Below are 19,279 nucleotides of genomic sequence, written 5' to 3'. Positions count from 1 at the left end.
TTTCATGACCATTTCATCGCGCAAGGCAGCACTTGCTGCCGTGCTTCTCGCTTCCGTTGCCTTCCCGGCCGCCGCCGAGCCGGTTTTCAACCGCATCGCCTCCTTCCCGGTCGCCCAGAACCTGCCTGCCGACAAGGACAAGCTCTCGGCGACTTCAGCCGAAATCATCACCGCGACCGACGACGGCAACACGCTGATCTATAGCGATAGCCCGCTCGGTGCGATCGGCTTCATCGACATCACCGATGCCAAGGCCCCGAAATCAGGCGGCGCGCTGATGATGGACGGCGAGCCGACCTCGGTCACCTCGAGCGCCGGCAAGGCGCTGGTCGCCGTCAATACCTCCGAAAGCAAGGCCAAGCCCTCGGGCCGTCTGGCGATCGTCGACGTGGCGACGAAGAAGATCGAGAACACCTGCGATCTCGGCGGCCAGCCGGATTCGATCGCGCTCAACAGGGACAAGACGCTCGGCGCCATCGCGATCGAAAACGAGCGCGACGAAGAGGTCAATGACGGCAAGATCCCGCAGATGCCGGCCGGCGATCTGGTCGTCTTCCAGCTCAAGAACGGTGCCGTCGATTGCGCCACCATCAAGCACGTGGCGCTGACCGGCCTTGCCGGCGTCGCCCCTGACGATCCGGAGCCGGAATTCGTCGCCTTTAACGGCTTGAACGAGATCGCACTGACGCTGCAGGAAAACAACGAGATCGTCATCATCGACGCCACTACGGCTGAGGTGAAAACGCATTTCTCCGCCGGCAGCGTCGATCTTACCGGCATCGACACCAAGCGTGACGGCGCTCTGAAATTCACCGGCGAATTGAAGGGCGTTCCGCGTGAGCCCGACGCCGTGAAGTGGCTGGACGACAACCGCCTCGTCATCGCCAACGAAGGCGATTACCAGGGCGGCTCGCGCGGTTTCACCATCTTCGACAAGACGGGCAAGCTTCTCTACGAATCGGGCGCATCCTTCGAACGCGCCGTCGCCCATATCGGCCACTATCCGGAAAGCCGTTCGGGATCGAAGGGCGTCGAGCCAGAAGGCCTCGAAGCCGCCAAGTTCGGCGACGACCAGTATTTCTTCCTGCTCGCCGAGCGCGCCTCGGTCGTCGGCGTCTTTAAAGATACCGGCGCCGATCCCGAGCTCGTGCAGCTGCTGCCATCGGGCATTTCGCCGGAAGGCGGGATCGCCATTCCCCAGCGCAACCTCTTCGCCACTGCCAACGAGCTCGACCTCGGCAAGGATGGCGGCACGCGCTCGCATGTGATGATCTATGAGCGTTCGGAAGGCGAGAAAGCCTATCCTCAGATCGTTTCCGCCGAAAAGGACGGCAATCCGATCGGCTTCGCAGCCCTATCGGGTCTCGCTGCCGTTCCCGGCAAGCCGGGCAGGCTCTATGCCGTCAGCGACAGCGTTCTCGGCTTGCAGCCGACGATCTACACGATCGATGCCAGCAAGAAGCCGGCGGTGATCACCGATGCGCTCATCGTCAAGCGCGACGGCGCCCCGGCCCAGAAGCTCGACATCGAAGGCATCGCGGTGGCCGCCGATGGCTCATTCTGGCTCGCCTCGGAAGGCTACAGCGAGCGTCTCGTCCCTCACGCCCTCTACAACGTCAACGCCAAAGGCGATATCAAGGCCGAGATCGCGCTGCCGAAGGAACTCGCCGCCAACGAAATCCGCTACGGCTTCGAAGGTGTCACCATTGTCGGCACCGGCGACGATGCCACGCTCTGGATGGCTGTCCAGCGCGAATGGGGTGACGACGAGAAGGGCTTCGTCAAGCTAGTCTCCTACAATCCGAAGAAGAAGGAATGGGGTGCCGTGCGCTATCCGCTCGACAAGACGGAAAGCGGCTGGGTCGGCCTGTCTGAAATCTCGGCGCAGGGCGACAGCGTCTACATCATCGAACGCGACAACCTCGTCGGCGACGCTGCCAAGCTGAAGAAGCTCTACAAGGTGGCGATCGCGGAGCTGAAGCCCGCCAAGCTCGGCGGCGAACTGCCGGTCGTCAAGAAAACCGAAGCCCATGACTTCCTCGGCGAACTGAAGACCACGACCAACGGTTACGTGCTCGACAAGCTCGAAGGCTTCACCTTCGACGCCTCAGGCAAGCCCTACGCCGTCACCGACAACGACGGCGTCAGCGATTCCTCCGGCGAGACGCTGTTCTTCCCGGTTGAGCTGAACGCGACGAACTGAGTTGGGATAAAGAGATAAAGGAAGAGGCCGGGCGAAAGCCCGGCCTCTGTCGTTGAATCCAAGACCCCTCCCCACAAGGGGAGGGGCTAAGATGCCGCACCGCTTCACGTAAACTCCATCGTATGAATTCGTCGAACGGTAACAGCCAGCAAGACCTCTGCTTTTGGTCGCTGCCGGACAACAGCGCCTAGTCGCTCCCCCTTATGGGGAGGGGTAGAGCGGCAGCCCACAACCCTCAAAAACAAGCAGCTCCAGCCCTACCAGCGCTGATGCACATGCGGGGCGATCAGCCGCTCGTAGAGCTCGCGTGTCGCCGCCATGACATCGGCCGAGAGCGGCGCAAGATCGGCTGCCGCCGCATTGGCTCTCGCCTGTTCGCCATTGCGGGCACCGGGGATGACGACGGTGACGGCGTCGGCCATCAGGATCCACCGAAGTGCAAAGGCGGCCATGGTGGCGCCTGTGGGCACCAGCTTGCGCACCTCCTCCACCGCCTGCAGGCCGACCTCGAAGGGCACGCCGGCAAAGGTCTCGCCGACGTCGAAGGCCTCGCCGTGACGGTTGAAATTGCGGTGGTCGTCGCTGGCAAAGTGCGTTTCCCTGGTGATCTTGCCGGAGAGCAGACCGCTGGCCAACGGCACGCGGGCGATGATCGCCACGTTCCTGCGGCGCGCCTCCTGGAAAAACAGGTGGTCGGGGCGCTGGCGGAAGATGTTGTAGATGATCTGGATGCTGACGACGCCGGGATATTCGATCGCCTTCAGCCCGTCCTCGACCTTTTCGACGCTAACGCCATAACCCCTGATCTTGCCGGCCTTCTGCAGCGCGTCGAGACCTTCGAAGACCTCCGGCTGGTAAAACACCTCGCGCGGCGGGCAGTGAAGCTGCACGAGGTCGAGGCTGTCGACGGCAAGATTCTCAAGGCTGCGGTCGATGAAGCCTTCGAGATTGGCCTTGGTATAACCTTCGGCGACATGCGGGTTGAGCCGGCGGCCCGCCTTGGTGGCGACCATCGGGCGCTGGCCGCCACGCGTCTTGAGCACGTCGGCGATGATCTTTTCCGAGCGGCCGTCGCCATATACGTCGGCTGTATCGATGAAGGTCATGCCGGCATCGAGTGCGGCATTCAGCGCCGCGCGTCCATCCGCTTCGCTGATATCGCCCCATGAGCCGCCGATCTGCCAGGCGCCGAAGCCGACATTGGTGACCGTGAAGGGCATGCGGCCGAAAGCATGGTGTTTCATGAGAAATTCTCCCAATGCATGTTGCCCGGAAGTGTGCAGCGGTTCCGGGATAGCGACATGCGTAAAAACAGAGAACTAAAGCGCATCGCATCAACCAAGTTCAATGTGACGCGCTTTAGGTGATGAAAGAGATTGGCCTATCAGCCGGGCGAGGATGCGGCAATTGTCGATCCGGCCTTGATTGGTCGCCTCGATGAAATATCGTCGGATTACAAGGCTTCAACTGCAATGGAATGGAAAAGGAAAGATCATGGAGATCAAACCCGCCGGCTCTCGCCCCTCGATGACGCCGCCGGCCGACTATTTCACCGGCGCTGTTCGCCAGGACCCGCTGATGGAGCCGCCGGCACCGGCCCGGGTGAAGGCAACCTCGGTTACTTTCGAGCCCGGCGCCCGCACCGCCTGGCACACGCATCCGCTCGGCCAGACGCTGATCGTCACTTTTGGCAAGGGCCTCGCCCAGAGCTGGGCGGGGAAATCCGCGAGATTCGCGCCGGCGACACGGTCTGGTTTTCGCCGGGCGAGAAACATTGGCACGGCGCTGGCGAGGATACGGCGATGACGCACATCGCCATTCACGAGGCGCTGGACGGCAAGCATGTCGACTGGATGGAACAGGTCAGCGACGCGCAATATTTCGGCAAAAGCTGATCAGAGCCGTTTCAGGCAATAGGAAAAATGCGCATGTGATTCGACCGTCAGAAACTCGAATTGCCAGCCGTAATCCTTGCAGAACTTGGTGACCGCCTCGACGACGCCATAGACGATCGGCTTGACCGTGTTGCCGGTGCAGAAGTCGTGCCCGGCGATGCGCCCCGTCCGCTTCACCTTCTTTTCGCAGAGCAGCAGTTCCTGCCAGGTGAGCTCGAAGGAATGATCGGTATCGATATAGGCCCAATCGAGGAAATCGTCCTCGAATTCGGCGAGCTTTTCCAGCGACGTACCCTGCATCAGATGCAGCCGGCCGGCGTCGATCTCGGCCGCGAACTTGGTGTGGATCGTATCGAACCCGGAGCTGTAGCGGTCCATCGACCAGGGATCGATGAGGTAGAGCTGCGCTGGGCGATTCTTTCCAGAATCTCCGCCGTATATTCGCCGAAGGCAGCCCCGACCTCGACGCCGATGCCGCCGTTCGGGATCCGGTAGAGCAGCTCGCCGCGATCCGGCAGCAGGCGGGCATTTTCCATATGATGAGCGCTGAGCGGGGTGCGCGGCATGCTCGCCCGGAGTGCCTGCCTGTCTTCACGTGTCTTCATCTCTGATCTCGGGATTGCGGGCGTCTGACGGCCCTGATGCGGTCTGCGGCGAACGTAGGAGCAGCCGACCTCGATGACAACCACATGACGGGAATTTGCTTCTTTCGAACAAATCGCTAAGTTTCACCTGTGGACTGACGAGAGCCCCGGGAGGAGCGATTTCATGAGACGCATGTGGCCTGAAGAGTTCAACGCCATCATCAACGGAGCCGAGGAGGTGATGTTGGAAGCACCCGCAGAGGCCGGCGAAGCACCGCTGAATCGCAAGGCGCTGAAGGCGCGCATCAGCATGGCGGATTACGAGCGGATCTGGCCGCTGGCCGAGATGCGCTTCCGGCTTGGCGAGGAAGCCCTGGAAGGCAAGGCCATCACACTGATCACCACCAACCCCCATTACCACTCCTGGCACCCGAAGGACGGCGGCAGCGTCGAATCCGTGTCCGACAGCGGTCGCCATTACAAGACGGATTATATCGTTGTGCACTTCCTGCTCGACGACGTGAAGGAAACATCCCCCGCCTGATGTGCTGACCGCCGGTGCAGGCCGTAGCCCGCACCGGCGTCCTGCTAACGCCGAGTTGATTCCGACGTTGATGACAACGGCGGCGATATCGCTAAGTTGGCGAGACATATCTTATCAATTTGGAGGTTCCCATGGCAGGCAATGTGCTGGATATCCCTGTCAAATCAGTGGATGGTCGTGAAACCACACTCAGCGAATACAAGGGCCGCGTGCTCCTGGTCGTCAACGTCGCCTCCAAATGCGGGCTGACCGTTCAATATGAGGGTCTCGAAAAGCTCTACGGCGAAAAGCGCGAGCGCGGCTTCGTCATCGCCGCTTTCCCCGCCAACGACTTCAAGGGTCAGGAGCCCGGCACCGACGCCGAGATCCTCGACTTCTGCACCAGCACCTACGATGTCACTTTCCCGATTTTCTCGAAGATTTCGGTCAAGGGCGAGACCCAGCACCCGCTCTACCGGCAACTGACCAAGTCCGGTGTGAAGACCACAGGTGACGGCCCGATGCGCGAACGCCTGAAATCCCACGGCATATCGGGCGGCGACGAGGACGACATTCTCTGGAACTTCGAAAAATTCCTGATCGGCCGCGACGGTAAAGTTGCCGCCCGATTCGCGCCTGACGTGACGGCCGATGATTCGCGGCTGGTCTCGGCGGTGGATAAAGAACTGGCGAAGGGGTGAATGGTCGGCGATGAGCCCGGCTGTCACGATTCCAGAACGCCACTTCGGAATCCCGAAATTCCCCGCTTCGGGATTCCGAAATCCGCAGCGTTTCGCACGGTGTCGACAGAAAAAATCATGCAATGATTTCAATCCCGCAACCAATTTCGGGATTCCGAAGGGCTATATAGAGTCTGGTAGGAAGTCTGAGCCAAGGCATTTCGCCACGATCAGAAACACTGTCGCAGTCACCGAGCCATGAATGCCCTTCGGCTGCAAAACGCGCCAGGACTGCGATGATTCGTAAAGAGGCTGAGCTTCAGATCCCAAGCACGGTCACAAGCGGGGGCGTAAAGTCCTTGAAGCCCACCCTCGGCCAGTCGCACCTTCTGTCAAACCGCGTCTTTGGTTCGTGGCGCTGGCATTGCGGATTCGTTTTGAAGGCGTAACCGGGCAGGCTGACATATCTGGCGCTTGGCGCATAAAGAGCGACCGCGATGCACAGCGTCAGTGCGGAGCAGAGAGTCCTCATGGAACACCTCCAGGTGTAGCAAGCGCGGAGATTTTCCGGGCGGTGAATTCTCACACTTTTGCCCGCGCCCATCCATTCGCCCAATAGGAGGTGGCGCCGCGCCCGGAGTAGTCCGTTCTGGTGGAGTGCTGATTTCAGACGCCGCGCCGCATCGCGACCTGCCGGACGCGCCAATGGATCCAATTGGAATTCCAAATACATCACGACGCAGCTGAGACATCCCACTGCGAAAGCTGCGATTTGGCACGTAAGGGAGAAAATGGTGGGCGATGAGAGACTCGAACTCCCGACATCCTCGGTGTAAACGAGGCGCTCTACCAACTGAGCTAATCGCCCATCGCTGACGAAGCCGGATCGGCCTGCCGCGTTGGTGGCCGTGATCTATGCGGATCGCGGCAAAACCGCAAGAGTGTTTGTGAAGATTTTTTGATTTTTTTGGTGGCGGTCCCGCTCCTTGTGATGGCGATCGGGCGTCACCGGGCTGTGGATAAAGGGGAGGGGGCCTGTCGACGTCGACCGCGCTGCCGGCTTCGATCGGGCGTCAGTGTCGTAGTGGGTAGGGGAATTGCCGGCCTTGCCGAAACAATTCAAACGACTGTCATGGTTTTGTCTCCAAACCTGCTTGACACTAAAAGACGAACCCCGTAGTTAGCCGCTCATCGAAACGGGCAGCCGTTTTGGTGAGGGTGCGAAGGCATCCGGACTGCTTGAAATGAATTGCGGGTGTAGCTCAGTTGGTTAGAGTGCCGGCCTGTCACGCCGGAGGTCGCGGGTTCGAGCCCCGTCACTCGCGCCATTTCAAGTCTTGTAGAACGCAAATGTGATTTGTCGTTTGTCCGGTTTCTTCATCCCAGCGGCCGCAAAAGGCCGATCAATGCGCGGGTGTAGCTCAGTCGGTTAGAGTGCCGGCCTGTCACGCCGGAGGTCGCGGGTTCGAGCCCCGTCACTCGCGCCATTCTCTTTCGAAAGCCATGCAGTTTCCAGGGGTCAGGCATGCAGCTTGAATCGGTTTGTGTGGATTTGTCGCGACATCGTTGCATCTGCTTGATAATGTCCGCGCGCGGCGCGTCGAATTGCCTCTGTAAATCTCTTGCGCCGGGGCGTCGGCTGCGCTAACCACGGCTTGTTGCAACGCACGTTCGCTTGCCGGGCATTTGCCCAAATGCGCCGCCTGGCGCCTCCGGCAAGCAGGGATGAACATGATGACTGAACTGCTCAGTTCCTATATTCCGATCGCTATCTTCATCGCTATCGCTCTCGTTATCGGCCTGGCGCTGCTCATTGCGCCGTTCGCCGTCGCTTTCAAAGCGCCCAATTCGGAAAAGCTCTCGGCTTACGAATGCGGCTTCAACGCGTTCGACGACGCCCGCATGAAGTTCGACATCCGCTTCTACCTCGTGTCGATCCTCTTCATCATCTTCGACCTCGAAGTCGCCTTCCTCTTCCCCTGGGCCGTTTCCTTCGGCGCCATCGGCTGGTTCGGCTTCTGGTCCATGATGGTCTTCCTCTTCGTGCTGACCATCGGCTTTATCTATGAATGGAAAAAGGGAGCCCTGGAATGGGAGTGACCCCTGTGAGCAATCAGCCGCTCGTCGCCCAGCAGCCGAAGGGGATCATCGATCCCGCCACAGGCAAGCCGATCGGCAGCAACGACGCATTTTTCGGCGAGATCAACAATGAGCTTGCCGACAAGGGTTTCCTCGTCACCTCGACCGACGAGCTGATCAACTGGGCCCGTACCGGCTCGCTGATGTGGATGACCTTCGGTCTGGCCTGCTGCGCCGTCGAAATGATGCAGCTGTCGATGCCGCGTTACGACGTCGAGCGCTTCGGTTTTGCGCCCCGCGCTTCGCCGCGCCAGTCCGACGTCATGATTGTCGCCGGCACGCTGACCAACAAGATGGCGCCCGCTCTGCGCAAGGTCTACGACCAGATGCCCGAGCCGCGCTACGTCATCTCGATGGGCTCCTGCGCCAATGGCGGCGGCTATTATCACTATTCCTATTCGGTGGTGCGCGGCTGCGATCGCATCGTGCCGATCGATATCTATGTGCCGGGCTGTCCCCCACGGCAGAGGCGCTGCTCTACGGCGTGCTTCTGCTGCAGAAGAAGATCCGGCGCACCGGCACGATCGAACGCTAAGGGTTAAGGACAAGGCATATGAGTGAAGCCCTGACTGAGCTTGCGTCCTACCTTGGCGAAGTGCGCGGCAATCTGATCGCCGCATCGCAGATGAAGTATGGCGAGCTGACGCTGACGACGACGGGTGAAAACCTGATCGCGCTTCTGACCTTCCTGCGCGACGACGCCAAATGCGGTTTCGTCAACCTGATCGATATTTGCGGCGTTGACTGGCCGCAGCGCGAGCTGCGTTTCGACGTCGTCTATCACCTGCTGTCGCCGAAGCAGAATCTGCGCATCCGCGTCAAGGTCGCAACCGACGAGGATACGCCGGTTCCGTCGGCCTGCGCCGTCCATCCCGGCGCCGACTGGTTCGAGCGCGAAACCTGGGACATGTACGGCGTGCTCTTCACCGGCCATCCGGACCTGCGCCGCATCCTGACCGACTACGGCTTCGAAGGCCATCCGCTGCGCAAGGACTTCCCGACGACCGGTTTCGTCGAGGTCCGCTACGACGACGCCGCCAAACGCGTTGTCTACGAGCCGGTCGAGTTGAAGCAGGAATTCCGCAACTTCGACTTCATGTCGCCTTGGGAGGGGACGGAGTATGTGTTGCCGGGGGATGAGAAGGCGAAGCAGTGAGTAGTGATTAGTTGGTAGTGAATAGTGGGCAGATATTTGGGTAACGAACGGGAAAATAAGTTCCTACCGTGATTTGAAAGTCTGGCAATTTGCTATCGAGCTGTCTGTCGTTTGTTATGAGGTGACGAGAACCTTCCCGCGCGAAGAGATCTATGGAATGACCAGCCAGATTAGACGATCTTCCGTTTCCGTGGCCGCGAACATCGCGGAGGGATACGGAAGAGAAAATCGAGGTTCGTTTGCCCAATTTCTCAAGATCGCACAGGGCTCGTTGAAAGAGTTGGAGACGCATTTGATCATCGCCGGAAGAATTGGCGTTCTTCAAGCCTCGGCCTTGGACGAATTGCTCGACCAATGCGACGAAATTGGAAAGATGCTGGGATCGCTTATCCGAAGCGTTCAGCACAGGAAAGCTGACGAATAGCGAGAGTGATGAAAACTAATCACTGCTCACTATTCACTACTCACTCTAAGCGAGTTAATCGCCATGACCGAACATAACGTCCGCAACTTCAACATCAATTTCGGACCGCAGCATCCGGCGGCACATGGCGTTCTTCGTCTTGTCCTGGAGCTTGACGGCGAAATTGTGGAGCGGGTTGATCCGCATATCGGCCTGTTGCATCGCGGCACCGAGAAGCTGATCGAAACCAAGACCTATCTTCAGGCCGTGCCCTATTTCGATCGTCTCGACTACGTCGCGCCGATGAACCAGGAGCATGCCTATGCGCTGGCGGTGGAAAAGCTGCTCGGCATCGAGATCCCGATTCGCGGCCAGTTGATCCGCGTTCTCTATTCGGAAATCGGCCGCATCCTCTCGCATCTTTTGAACGTCACGACGCAGGCTATGGACGTCGGCGCGCTGACGCCGCCGCTCTGGGGCTTCGAAGAGCGTGAAAAGCTGATGGTGTTTTATGAGCGCGCCAGCGGCTCGCGCATGCACGCCGCTTATGTCCGACCGGGCGGCGTCCATCAGGATCTGCCGGAACAGCTCGTCCAGGATATCGGCGACTGGTGCGATCCCTTCCTGAAGGCGCTCGACGATATCGACAATCTGTTGACCGGCAACCGCATCTTCAAACAGCGCAACGTCGATATCGGCGTCGTCTCGCTGGAGGATTGCTGGGCTTGGGGCTTCTCCGGCGTCATGGTGCGCGGGTCGGGCGCTGCCTGGGATCTGCGTCGCTCGCAGCCTTACGAATGTTATTCCGATCTCGAATTCGACATTCCGATCGGCAAGAACGGCGACAATTACGACCGCTACCTGATCCGCATGATCGAGATGCGCCAATCGGTCCGCATCATGAAGCAATGCGTCAACCGTCTGCTGTCGGATGCCAAAACCGGTCCCTTCTCGTCGATCGACGGCAAGGTCGTGCCGCCGAAGCGCGGTGAGATGAAGCGCTCGATGGAAGCGCTGATCCACCACTTCAAGCTCTATACCGAAGGCTACCACGTGCCGGCCGGCGAAGTTTACGCCGCGGTCGAAGCGCCGAAGGGCGAGTTCGGGGTCTATCTTGTCTCCGACGGCTCCAACAAGCCCTATCGTTGCAAGATCCGTGCGCCCGGTTATGCGCATCTGCAGGCGATGGATTTCATGTGCCGCGGCCACCAGCTTGCCGACGTCGCAGCCGTGCTCGGCTCGCTCGACATTGTCTTCGGCGAGGTGGACCGCTGATGCAGCGTCTGCCGCTTGCTGTCGTACTTCTTCTTGCGGCATCCGGGGTTTCGGCCCAGGAGACCGATACGCTCGGCACGCCGCTGGGCCGTAAGGAAGTGACGCCGCCGGCGGCGCAAACGTCCATGGGCGATCTTTTGTCCAAGGGCTATCAAATCAAGGCTGCCATTCCGAATGGCAGCAAATTCGTAGTGTTTATGCAGAAAGACCAGTCGGCCTATGCCTGCGAAATGCAGTCTTTGACCGCTTCGCGGTGTGGAACCCTAAACTGACAAGGCGTGAGGAAGAATGTCCGTTCGTCGATTAGCCGAAGATCAATTTCAGCCTGCCGCATTCGCTTTCAGCGATGAAAATGCGGTCTGGGCGGACAAGACGATCCAGAAATACCCCGCCGGCCGCCAGCAGTCGGCGGTCATCCCGCTGTTGATGCGGGCACAGGAGCAGGACGGCTGGGTCACGCGCGCGGCGATCGAAAAGATCGCCGACATGCTCGATATGGCCTATATCCGGGTGCTCGAGGTCGCGACCTTCTATACGCAGTTCCAGCTGCATCCTGTCGGCACCCGCGCCCATGTCCAGGTCTGCGGTACGACGCCCTGCATGCTGCGCGGCTCGGAAGCGCTGATGTCGGTCTGCAAGAGCAAGATCCACGCCCACGCCTTCGAGCGCAATGCCGAGGGCACGCTGTCCTGGGAAGAGGTCGAATGTCTTGGCGCCTGCGTCAACGCCCCGATGGTGATGATCGGCAAGGACACCTATGAAGACCTGACGCCGGCGCGTCTCGAAGAAATCATCGATACCTTTGCCACCGGCAATGGCGCGAGCATCAGGCCCGGCACCCAGATCGACCGGATTTTCTCGGCACCCGAAGGCGGCCCAACCTCGCTGACGACGGAAGAGCCGAAGACAAGGACGCGCGCCAAGAAGGCCGATGCCGAAAGCATTTCGGCTCCGGTCGACGCCGCTCCGGTTCCGCCCTCCGAGGCTGCCCGCCCGAAGAGCACCGATGCCGAAACCAACGCCGCCCTGAAGACGCCGGCAACGGCGCCGAAGGCGGCTGCCAGGAATGCCAAGGCTGCCGAGCAGCAGCCGGTTTCCGGCACTGCGCCCGCCGAACCGGCACCGGTGGCTGCCGCCAAGGCCGAAGCCGCCCCGGCGGCAAGGCTTGCGCTCACCAACAAGAACCGTCCGGCCGGCATCGAAAAACCCGCCGCGCCGGATGACTTGAAGATGATCTCCGGCGTCGGCCCGAAGATCGAGGCGACGCTGAACGAAATCGGCATCTTCACCTTCTCGCAGGTCGCGGGCTGGAAGAAGGCCGAACGCGAATGGGTCGACGGCTACCTGAACTTCCGCGGCCGCATCGAGCGCGACGACTGGGTCAAGCAGGCCAAGGCGCTCGCCAAGGGCGGCGAAGCGGAATATATCAAGGTCTTCGGCAAGAAGCCGCGGTAAGAGGTGAAGCATGTTACAAGATAAAGACCGCATCTTTACCAACATCTACGGCCTCAAGGACAAGTCCCTGAAGGGCGCAATGAGCCGCGGCCACTGGGACGGCACCAAACAGATCCTCGAAAAGGGCCGCGACTGGATCATCAACGAGATGAAGGCCTCGGGCCTTCGCGGCCGCGGCGGCGCCGGCTTTCCCACGGGCCTGAAATGGTCCTTCATGCCGAAGGAAAGCGACGGCCGCCCGCATTACCTCGTCGTCAATGCCGACGAATCGGAGCCCGGCACCTGCAAGGACCGCGATATCATGCGCCACGATCCGCATACGCTGATCGAAGGCTGCGTCGTCGCCAGCTTCGCCATGGGCGCCAATGCCGCCTACATCTATGTGCGCGGCGAATATATCCGCGAGCGCGAAGCGCTGCAGGCGGCGATCGACGAATGTTATGATTACGGCCTGCTCGGCAAGAACAACAAGCTCGGCTGGGACATGGACATCTTCGTCCATCACGGCGCAGGCGCCTATATCTGCGGCGAGGAAACCGCGCTGCTCGAAAGCCTCGAGGGCAAGAAGGGCCAGCCGCGCCTGAAGCCGCCTTTCCCGGCCAATATGGGCCTCTACGGCTGCCCGACAACTGTCAACAACGTCGAATCGATCGCCGTTGCCCCGACGATCCTGCGCCGCGGCGCCGGCTGGTTCTCGGCCATCGGCCGCCCAAACAATGTCGGCACCAAGCTGTTCATGCTCTCCGGTCACGTCAACAAGCCGTGCACGGTCGAAGAGGAAATGGGCATCACCTTCCGCGAACTGGTCGACCGCCATGCCGGCGGCATCCGCGGCGGCTGGGACAATCTGCTCGCCGTCATTCCGGGCGGCGCATCCTGCCCGATCGTGCCGGCCAAGGACATCATCGACTGCCCGATGGATTTCGACGGCCTGCGTGGCGTCGGCTCCTCCTTCGGCACGGCGGCCGCGATCGTCATGGACAAGTCCACCGACGTCATCAAGGCTATCGCCCGCATCTCCGCCTTCTTCAAGCATGAGAGCTGCGGCCAGTGCACGCCCTGCCGCGAAGGCACGGGCTGGATGTGGCGCGTGATGGAGCGCATGGCCAAGGGCAATGCCCAGAAGCGCGAAATCGACATGCTGTTCCAGGTGACCAAGCAGATCGAAGGCCACACCATCTGCGCGCTCGGCGATGCCGCCGCATGGCCGGTGCAGGGTTTGATCCGTAACTTCCGTCCCGAGATCGAAAAGCGCATCGACCAGTATACGGCAAGCGCTCTCGATCATGGCGCGGTTCTGGAGGCGGCTGAATAATCATGGCGGACAACGCATCGAAGAGTGGAAAGAAGGAAGACGCCGCCGATTTCGCGGCCGGCTTCGGCCGTCTCGCCGCCGAGATGCTGGAAAATGCACGGGCAATGCCCGTGCATCCGCTGATGGCGCATCCGGCCGCCGCCTTTGCCGCTGCAACGGCGATCGGCTTCGGCCTCTCGACGCAGATGGCGGGCGCCTTCTTCGGCGCCTTCCAGAGCGCGCTGGAAACGACCGGCAAGGTCGCTGCCGCCCTCGATGATACGCCGCCGGACGAACTCACGCCCGACGTCGAGATCCGTCCGGAGAATATTCGCCCTGCCGTGAAGGTTGTCGTCAAGCCGGCGGCCGCGAAGAGGGCAGGGCCGAAATTGACGGTTGTCAGGCCGGTCAGCGAACCGGTACCGGCAAGCCAGCCGAAGCCGGCTGAGAAGGCAAAACCGGTCGCGCGAGCGAAAAAGGCCGATGATCTGAAGCTGATCGCCGGCATCGGCCCGAAGCTGGAGCAGGTGCTGAACGCCAGGGGCATTCGCAGCTTCGCCGAAATTGCCGGCTGGAACGATGAGGACATCGCCCGTCTCGACGCCGAGCTTGGCTTCAACGGCCGCATCGGTCGCGACGACTGGAGCGGCCAGGCGAAAGTTCTGGCCGGGCGGGCGCGCCGCAAGAAATGAACTGTCCGGCCGTGCAATCGGCCGGAAAAATGGGCAGATCGGCGGACGGGCGGGGGCCTCACGCTGCAGAAGCCGATGCGGGTTCCGGACCTGGAACACGCGACAGAGAATTTGGGCGGCATCAGATGTCGGCAGGACGAAAGATCCGGCTTGGCAATGAGACTGTTGCAAAAATAGGTTTGTTTGCCGTCATCAGGCAAACGGGAAACAGGACTGAGCGACGATGGCAAAACTGAAGATTGACGGCAACGAGATCGAAGTTCCGGATCATTTCACGCTGTTGCAGGCGTGTGAGGATGCCGGTGCCGAGGTTCCGCGCTTCTGCTTCCATGAGCGCCTGTCGGTTGCCGGCAATTGCCGCATGTGCCTTGTCGAGGTGAAGGGCGGCCCGCCGAAGCCGCAGGCTTCCTGCGCCATGAGCGTACGCGACATCCGCGGCGGCCCGAACGGCGAACTTCCCGAGGTCTTCACCAACACGCCGATGGTCAAGAAGGCCCGCGAAGGCGTGATGGAATTCCTGCTGATCAACCATCCGCTCGATTGCCCGATCTGCGACCAGGGCGGCGAATGTGACCTGCAGGACCAGGCGATGGCCTTCGGCATCGACACCTCGCGTTACCAGGAAGACAAGCGCGCCGTCGAAGACAAGTATATCGGCCCGTTGGTCAAGACGGTGATGAACCGCTGCATCCACTGCACGCGTTGCGTCCGCTTCACCACCGAGGTCGCCGGGATTTCCGAGCTTGGCCTGATCGGCCGCGGCGAAGATGCCGAGATCACCACCTATCTCGAACAGGCAATGACCTCCGAACTGCAGGGCAATGTCGTCGACCTCTGCCCCGTGGGCGCGCTGACTTCCAAGCCCTTCGCCTTCACCGCGCGTCCCTGGGAATTGAACAAGACCGAATCGATCGACGTCATGGATGCCGTCGGTTCGGCGATCCGCGTCGACACCCGCGGCCGCGAAGTCATGCGTGTCCTGCCGCGCGTCAACGAGGCGATCAACGAAGAGTGGATCTCCGACAAGAGCCGCTTCATCTGGGACGGCCTGAAGACCCAGCGCCTCGACCGACCCTATGTCCGCCGCGACGGCCGCCTGCAGCCCGCCACCTGGGCTGAAGCCTTCGGCGCCATCAAGGCCGCCGTCGGCGCCACATCGGGCGACAAGATCGGCGCGATCGCGGGCGACCTTGCCTCGGTCGAGGAAATGTATGCGCTTTCCGAACTGGTGAAATCGCTCGGATCCGCTAATCTCGACTGTCGGCAGGATGGGGCGGCACTCGATCCGTCGCTCGGCCGTGCAAGCTACCTCTTCAACCCGACCATTTCCGGCATCGACCAGGCCGACGCGCTGCTGATCATCGGCGCCAATCCGCGTTTCGAGGCAGCCATCCTCAACGCCCGTATTCGCAAGCGCTGGCGCCGCGGCAAGTTCCCGATCGGCGTCATCGGCGAGCCGGGCGAACTGCGCTATAGCTATGACTATCTAGGCGGCGGTCCGGACACGCTGAAGGATCTGGTTGACGGCGGCCACGCCTTCGCCGAGGTGCTGAAGAACGCGGCCAAGCCGATGATCATCATCGGCCAGGGCGCGCTGTCGCGCACCGACGGCGCCGGTGTTCTCGCCAGCGCCGCCAAGCTTGCCGGTTCGGTCGGCGCAGTCGTCGAAGGCTGGAACGGCTTTGCCGTCCTCCACACCGCCGCCTCGCGCGTCGGCGGCCTCGACCTCGGCTTCGTGCCGGGTGCCAAGGGCGTCAATGCCGCCGAAATGCTGACGGCGATGGATGTGCTCTTCCTGCTCGGCGCCGACGAACTCGATTTCACCGCCAAGAAGGCCAAGCTCACCGTCTATATCGGTTCGCATGGTGATAACGGCGCCCATCATGCCGACGTCATCCTGCCGGCCGCAGCCTATACTGAAAAGTCCGGCACCTGGGTCAACACCGAAGGCCGCGTCCAGATGGGCAACCGCGCAGGCTTTGCGCCAGGCGACGCCCGCGAGGACTGGGCCATCATCCGCGCCCTTTCCGACGTGCTCGGCAAGAAGCTTCCCTTCGATTCGCTGAGCGAATTGCGCGTCCGGCTCTATGCCACTTTCCCGCATTTCGCCGCCATCGACGAGATCGCCGAAACCGATAGCGCCCAAATTGCCGCAGTTGCGAAAAAAGCCGGCAAGATGAACAAGTCAGGGTTTGCGTCGCCGGTGAAAGACTTCTATTTGACGAACCCGATAGCGCGGGCCTCGGCAGTGATGGCGGAGTGCTCGGCATTGGCCCGCAACAACTTCAAAGTCGCGGCAGAGTAAGGGCAGGGGACTATGGATTCTTTCTTTTCGACCTATGTCTTGCCGGCGATCATCATGATCGGTCAGTCGCTGCTGCTTCTGGTCTGCCTGCTCGTCTTCATCGCCTATGTTCTGCTCGCCGACCGCAAGATCTGGGCGGCCGTGCAGCTGCGCCGCGGCCCGAACGTCGTCGGCCCCTTCGGCCTTTTCCAGTCTTTCGCCGACCTTCTGAAATTCGTCTTCAAGGAGCCGATCATTCCGGCCGGCGCCAACAAGGCGGTGTTCCTGCTTGCCCCGCTGGTGACGGTGCTTCTGGCACTGTCCACTTGGGCGGTGGTGCCGCTTGCCGACGGCTGGGTGATTGCCAATATCAATGTCGGCATCCTCTACATCTTCGCGATTTCCTCGCTCGAGGTCTACGGCATCATCATGGGCGGCTGGGCTTCGAACTCGAAGTATCCGTTCCTCGGCGCGCTGCGTTCGGCCGCACAGATGGTGTCCTATGAAGTCTCGATCGGCTTCGTCATCGTCACCGTGCTTCTCTGCGTCGGTTCGCTGAACCTGACCGATATCGTCAATGCGCAGCATACCGGCCTCGGCACCATGCTCGGCCTGCCGGCGTCGTTCCTCGACTGGCACTGGCTGTCGCTCTTCCCGATGTTCATCATCTTCTTCATTTCGGCGCTCGCCGAAACGAACCGTCCGCCCTTCGACCTTCCGGAAGCCGAATCGGAACTCGTTGCCGGCTTCATGGTCGAATACGGCTCCTCGCCATACATGATGTTCATGCTCGGCGAATATGCGGCCGTCTGCCTGATGTGCTCGCTGACGACGATCCTCTTCCTCGGCGGCTGGCTGCCTCCGGTCGACATCTGGATCCTCAACTGGGTCCCGGGCATCATCTGGTTCATGCTGAAGGCCTGCTTCGTGTTCTTCATGTTCGCGATGGTCAAGGCTTTCGTCCCGCGCTATCGCTACGACCAGCTCATGCGCCTCGGCTGGAAGGTTTTCCTGCCGCTGTCGCTCGCCATGGTCATCATCGTTGCATTCGTGCTGAAGCTGATGGGATGGGCATGATGACGCCCTCTCTCGTTTCCGGCAAAATTGGAGGTTGAAGATGGGAAGCTTGTCCAGCTCCATCAGCTCGCTGTTCCTCAAGGAATTCTTCGGCGCGTTCTTTCTGTCGATGCGCTATTTCTTCCGCCAGAAGGCGACGATCAACTATCCCTTCGAAAAGGGACCGGTTTCCCCGCGTTTCCGTGGTGAGCATGCGCTGCGCCGCTATCCGAACGGCGAGGAACGCTGCATCGCCTGCAAACTTTGCGAGGCGATCTGTCCTGCCCAGGCCATCACCATCGAGGCCGGTCCGCGCCGCAACGACGGCACCCGCCGCACGGTGCGCTACGACATCGACATGGTGAAGTGCATCTATTGCGGCTTCTGCCAGGAAGCCTGCCCCGTCGACGCGATAGTCGAAGGGCCGAATTTCGAATTTGCGACGGAAACCCGCGAAGAGCTCTATTTCGACAAGGCGCGCCTTCTCGACAACGGAGACCGTTGGGAGCGCGAAATCGCCCGCAATATCGCGATCGACTCGCCGTACCGCTGATCGAGTTTTGAAATGCCGCAAGGGAGCTTTGCTGCTCCGGTCGCGGTCAATATGCACAGGAGCTTTGCCGGTCAGCCGCGCAAACTCTATCGGGCAGAAAAACTCCCGGCTGCCCGGGGGAAGATGAAAAAGGCACCAACATGGGTCTGCAGGCTCTATTTTTCTATCTTTTCGCCTTTGTCGCGGTGGCGTCGGCGTTCATGGTCATCTGGGCGAAGAACCCGGTTCACTCGGTTCTGTTCCTGATCCTGGTGTTCTTCAACGCGGCCGGCCTCTTCCTGCTGCTCGGTGCCGAATTCCTCGCGATGATCCTGCTGGTCGTCTATGTCGGCGCCGTCGCCGTGCTCTTCCTCTTCGTGGTGATGATGCTCGATATCGACTTCACCGAGCTCAGGGCAGGGGTTCTCGAATATGCGCCGATCGGCGGCCTGATCGGGATCATTCTCGCAGCCGAGCTGATCGTCGTCATCGGCGGCAGCGTCATCTCGCCTGAGATCGCCAAATCCGTCGCCATGCCGATCCCGGCGCTCAGCGAGCGCACGAATACGGCTGCTCTCGGCGACGTGCTTTACACCAACTACGTCTATTTCTTCGAGATCGCCGGTCTGGTGCTGCTGGTCGCGATGATCGGCGCCATCGTGCTGACGCTGAGGCACCGCACCAACATCAAGCGTCAGAATATCCCGAGGCAGGTTGCCCGCACGCCCGCCACCGCCGTCGAGGTGGTGTCGGTCAAGCCCGGGCAGGGCGTCTAAGGCAGGTCAAGGAACAAAGAACATGGTCATCGGACTTTCCCACTACCTGACGGTCAGCGCCATCCTCTTCACGCTCGGGGTGTTCGGCATCTTCCTGAACCGGAAGAACGTCATCGTCATCCTGATGTCGGTCGAACTGATCCTGCTTTCCGTCAACATCAACATGGTCGCCTTCTCCTCCTTCCTGAACGACATCGTCGGCCAGGTTTTCGCGCTGTTCATCCTGACGGTGGCGGCTGCCGAAGCGGCGATCGGTCTTGCAATTCTCGTTGTCTTCTACCGCAACCGCGGCTCGATCGCGGTCGAAGACGTCAATATGATGAAGGGCTGAG

At 60.9% G+C, this 19,279-nt stretch carries 17 protein-coding genes, 3 tRNA genes and 3 pseudogenes; 20 read left to right on the top strand and 3 right to left on the bottom strand.

The window, feature by feature from the left end:
- Positions 1-4: 4 nt before the first annotated feature.
- The gene (locus tag MF410_RS10910; protein ID WP_097627283.1) at positions 5-2,203 is read left to right on the top strand and encodes an esterase-like activity of phytase family protein; all 2,199 of its coding nucleotides are present in this window, start codon (positions 5-7) and stop codon (positions 2,201-2,203) included.
- 257 nt (positions 2,204-2,460) lie between these two features.
- Here MF410_RS10910 and MF410_RS10905 read toward each other — a convergent pair whose 3' ends face one another.
- On the bottom strand, positions 2,461-3,447 hold the full coding sequence (locus MF410_RS10905) for an aldo/keto reductase (RefSeq protein WP_097627189.1): 987 nt from the start codon (positions 3,445-3,447) through the stop codon (positions 2,461-2,463).
- 250 nt (positions 3,448-3,697) lie between these two features.
- On the opposite strand from MF410_RS10905, the pseudogene MF410_RS10900 reads away from it, so the two are divergent.
- Positions 3,698-4,098, top strand: a pseudogene (locus MF410_RS10900) (cupin domain-containing protein).
- Here the strand turns inward: MF410_RS10900 and MF410_RS10895 are convergent.
- Positions 4,099-4,703: pseudogene (locus MF410_RS10895) on the bottom strand (class I SAM-dependent methyltransferase).
- Between the two features lie 163 nt (positions 4,704-4,866).
- Between MF410_RS10895 and MF410_RS10890 the strand changes: the two are divergent.
- Together MF410_RS10890 and MF410_RS10885 are read left to right on the top strand one after the other, a co-directional pair.
- A complete protein-coding gene (locus MF410_RS10890) occupies positions 4,867-5,226 on the top strand; it encodes a hypothetical protein (protein WP_097627195.1) in 360 nt (119 codons plus the stop codon).
- 131 nt (positions 5,227-5,357) lie between these two features.
- Positions 5,358-5,906, top strand: a complete 549-nt coding sequence (locus MF410_RS10885; RefSeq protein ID WP_012557329.1) for a glutathione peroxidase — start codon at positions 5,358-5,360, stop codon at positions 5,904-5,906.
- 771 nt (positions 5,907-6,677) lie between these two features.
- On the opposite strand, the gene MF410_RS10880 is transcribed toward MF410_RS10885, so the two are convergent.
- Positions 6,678-6,753: transfer RNA gene (locus tag MF410_RS10880), tRNA-Val, on the bottom strand.
- 383 nt (positions 6,754-7,136) lie between these two features.
- Here MF410_RS10880 and MF410_RS10875 point away from each other — a divergent pair.
- The 16 genes and pseudogenes from MF410_RS10875 (at position 7,137) to nuoK (ending at position 19,278) form a co-directional block, all read left to right on the top strand.
- A tRNA-Asp gene (locus tag MF410_RS10875) sits at positions 7,137-7,213 on the top strand.
- Positions 7,214-7,295: 82 nt separating this feature from the next.
- Positions 7,296-7,372, top strand: a tRNA-Asp gene (locus MF410_RS10870).
- Between the two features lie 247 nt (positions 7,373-7,619).
- On the top strand, positions 7,620-7,985 hold the full coding sequence (locus MF410_RS10865; RefSeq protein WP_239620423.1) for an NADH-quinone oxidoreductase subunit A: 366 nt from the start codon (positions 7,620-7,622) through the stop codon (positions 7,983-7,985).
- Positions 7,976-8,559, top strand: a pseudogene (locus MF410_RS10860) (NADH-quinone oxidoreductase subunit B family protein). The gene MF410_RS10865 and the pseudogene MF410_RS10860 overlap by 10 nt, the downstream one beginning before the upstream one ends.
- 18 nt (positions 8,560-8,577) lie before the next feature.
- Positions 8,578-9,180, top strand: a complete 603-nt coding sequence (locus tag MF410_RS10855; RefSeq protein WP_097627198.1) for an NADH-quinone oxidoreductase subunit C — start codon at positions 8,578-8,580, stop codon at positions 9,178-9,180.
- 34 nt (positions 9,181-9,214) lie between these two features.
- Positions 9,215-9,604, top strand: a complete 390-nt coding sequence (locus MF410_RS10850) for a four helix bundle protein (protein ID WP_097627200.1) — start codon at positions 9,215-9,217, stop codon at positions 9,602-9,604.
- 63 nt (positions 9,605-9,667) lie between these two features.
- Complete coding sequence (locus tag MF410_RS10845; protein WP_012557331.1) at positions 9,668-10,858, top strand: NADH-quinone oxidoreductase subunit D; 1,191 nt, start codon at positions 9,668-9,670, stop codon at positions 10,856-10,858.
- Entirely contained in the window at positions 10,858-11,130 is a 273-nt protein-coding gene (locus MF410_RS10840) for a hypothetical protein (protein WP_097627202.1), read from the top strand. The genes MF410_RS10845 and MF410_RS10840 overlap by 1 nt, the downstream gene beginning before the upstream one ends.
- A 16-nt stretch (positions 11,131-11,146) precedes the next feature.
- Positions 11,147-12,313 (top strand): NADH-quinone oxidoreductase subunit E, encoded by a 1,167-nt coding sequence (locus tag MF410_RS10835; RefSeq protein WP_239620382.1) that lies wholly within the window; start codon positions 11,147-11,149, stop codon positions 12,311-12,313.
- A 10-nt stretch (positions 12,314-12,323) separates the two neighbouring features.
- Positions 12,324-13,628 carry an NADH-quinone oxidoreductase subunit NuoF gene (gene nuoF / locus MF410_RS10830; protein ID WP_003558451.1) on the top strand — a complete coding sequence of 435 codons (1,305 nt, stop codon included), beginning with the start codon at positions 12,324-12,326 and terminating at the stop codon, positions 13,626-13,628.
- Positions 13,629-13,630: 2 nt separating this feature from the next.
- On the top strand, positions 13,631-14,299 hold the full coding sequence (locus MF410_RS10825) for a 5' DNA nuclease (protein ID WP_097627206.1): 669 nt from the start codon (positions 13,631-13,633) through the stop codon (positions 14,297-14,299).
- A 223-nt stretch (positions 14,300-14,522) separates the two neighbouring features.
- The gene (gene nuoG / locus MF410_RS10820; protein WP_131711061.1) at positions 14,523-16,604 is read left to right on the top strand and encodes an NADH-quinone oxidoreductase subunit NuoG; all 2,082 of its coding nucleotides are present in this window, start codon (positions 14,523-14,525) and stop codon (positions 16,602-16,604) included.
- Between the two features lie 12 nt (positions 16,605-16,616).
- Complete coding sequence (gene nuoH, locus MF410_RS10815; RefSeq protein WP_003587271.1) at positions 16,617-17,660, top strand: NADH-quinone oxidoreductase subunit NuoH; 1,044 nt, start codon at positions 16,617-16,619, stop codon at positions 17,658-17,660.
- A gap of 40 nt (positions 17,661-17,700) precedes the next feature.
- A complete protein-coding gene (nuoI, locus tag MF410_RS10810; RefSeq protein WP_003587270.1) occupies positions 17,701-18,192 on the top strand; it encodes an NADH-quinone oxidoreductase subunit NuoI in 492 nt (163 codons plus the stop codon).
- Positions 18,193-18,332: 140 nt separating this feature from the next.
- Positions 18,333-18,947 carry an NADH-quinone oxidoreductase subunit J gene (locus MF410_RS10805; RefSeq protein WP_003573901.1) on the top strand — a complete coding sequence of 205 codons (615 nt, stop codon included), beginning with the start codon at positions 18,333-18,335 and terminating at the stop codon, positions 18,945-18,947.
- Positions 18,948-18,969: 22 nt separating this feature from the next.
- Positions 18,970-19,278 (top strand): NADH-quinone oxidoreductase subunit NuoK, encoded by a 309-nt coding sequence (gene nuoK / locus MF410_RS10800; protein ID WP_049734055.1) that lies wholly within the window; start codon positions 18,970-18,972, stop codon positions 19,276-19,278.
- The last annotated feature ends 1 nt before the right edge of the window (position 19,279 follow it).

The sequence above is a fragment of the Rhizobium sp. C104 genome (assembly GCF_022354505.1).
Lineage (GTDB): Bacteria > Pseudomonadota > Alphaproteobacteria > Rhizobiales > Rhizobiaceae > Rhizobium > Rhizobium redzepovicii.
Note: the sequence above shows the minus strand (reverse complement) of the source record. Positions and strands in the feature narration are given on the sequence as shown.

Coding starts and splice junctions, on each gene's coding strand:
- MF410_RS10910 (WP_097627283.1), top strand. CDS start 5: ATGACCATTTCATCGCGCAAGGCAGCACTTGCTGCCGTGCTTCTCGCT.
- MF410_RS10905 (WP_097627189.1), bottom strand. CDS start 3,447: ATGAAACACCATGCTTTCGGCCGCATGCCCTTCACGGTCACCAATGTC.
- MF410_RS10890 (WP_097627195.1), top strand. CDS start 4,867: ATGAGACGCATGTGGCCTGAAGAGTTCAACGCCATCATCAACGGAGCC.
- MF410_RS10885 (WP_012557329.1), top strand. CDS start 5,358: ATGGCAGGCAATGTGCTGGATATCCCTGTCAAATCAGTGGATGGTCGT.
- MF410_RS10865 (WP_239620423.1), top strand. CDS start 7,620: ATGACTGAACTGCTCAGTTCCTATATTCCGATCGCTATCTTCATCGCT.
- MF410_RS10855 (WP_097627198.1), top strand. CDS start 8,578: ATGAGTGAAGCCCTGACTGAGCTTGCGTCCTACCTTGGCGAAGTGCGC.
- MF410_RS10845 (WP_012557331.1), top strand. CDS start 9,668: ATGACCGAACATAACGTCCGCAACTTCAACATCAATTTCGGACCGCAG.
- MF410_RS10840 (WP_097627202.1), top strand. CDS start 10,858: ATGCAGCGTCTGCCGCTTGCTGTCGTACTTCTTCTTGCGGCATCCGGG.
- MF410_RS10835 (WP_239620382.1), top strand. CDS start 11,147: ATGTCCGTTCGTCGATTAGCCGAAGATCAATTTCAGCCTGCCGCATTC.
- nuoF (WP_003558451.1), top strand. CDS start 12,324: ATGTTACAAGATAAAGACCGCATCTTTACCAACATCTACGGCCTCAAG.
- MF410_RS10825 (WP_097627206.1), top strand. CDS start 13,631: ATGGCGGACAACGCATCGAAGAGTGGAAAGAAGGAAGACGCCGCCGAT.
- nuoG (WP_131711061.1), top strand. CDS start 14,523: ATGGCAAAACTGAAGATTGACGGCAACGAGATCGAAGTTCCGGATCAT.
- nuoH (WP_003587271.1), top strand. CDS start 16,617: ATGGATTCTTTCTTTTCGACCTATGTCTTGCCGGCGATCATCATGATC.
- nuoI (WP_003587270.1), top strand. CDS start 17,701: ATGGGAAGCTTGTCCAGCTCCATCAGCTCGCTGTTCCTCAAGGAATTC.
- MF410_RS10805 (WP_003573901.1), top strand. CDS start 18,333: ATGGGTCTGCAGGCTCTATTTTTCTATCTTTTCGCCTTTGTCGCGGTG.
- nuoK (WP_049734055.1), top strand. CDS start 18,970: ATGGTCATCGGACTTTCCCACTACCTGACGGTCAGCGCCATCCTCTTC.